General features: G+C 74.4%; 1 protein-coding gene. It reads right to left on the bottom strand.

All coding sequences use genetic code 11. The annotated features are described in order from the left end of the window. Window positions 1-99 precede the first annotated feature (99 nt). Window positions 100-300 carry a hypothetical protein gene (locus tag I6F33_RS37960; RefSeq protein ID WP_191247581.1) on the bottom strand — a complete coding sequence of 67 codons (201 nt, stop codon included), beginning with the start codon at window positions 298-300 and terminating at the stop codon, window positions 100-102. Between the last annotated feature and the right edge of the window lie 154 nt (window positions 301-454).

Here is a 454-nt window from a genome sequence, read left to right as displayed (position 1 = left end):
GCACCTGCCGGTGATCTCCCTGGTCAGCGAGGGCCGCATGAAGGATCCGAGCGGCCTGACCGACGACCTGGACACCGAGTCCCCGGACGAGGCGACGGACTAGCGGGCCCAGTCCTCGATCCGGGCGCCGGCGCGGAAGCGCAGCGCCGGGTCGGTGTAGCGGGCCTCCGGCACCGCGTAGAGGGCGTCGAGTGCGGCGCGCTGCCCGGTGTAGGCCGGGACGTAGGCGGCGAGTTCCGCCTCGCTCGTGGTGAGGCCGGCGGCGGCGAGCAGGCCGCGCACCATCGTCAGGTCGTCCATGTTCTCTCCTCTCAGGCCGCGGCCACGCCGGCCGGCCGCGGCACGCGCAGGTGCCAGTCGGTGCTCTGCTGGAACGCGTCGCCGACCCGCAGGATCGCCGCCTCGCCGAACGCGGGACCGGCCAGCTGCAGCGACAACGGCATCCCGTCGGTGG

Origin of the sequence: Bradyrhizobium sp. BRP20 (assembly GCF_020194215.1) — a bacterium.
In the GTDB taxonomy this organism is placed as follows: domain Bacteria; phylum Pseudomonadota; class Alphaproteobacteria; order Rhizobiales; family Xanthobacteraceae; genus Bradyrhizobium; species Bradyrhizobium yuanmingense.
This window is presented reverse-complemented; position numbering and strand designations above follow the sequence as displayed.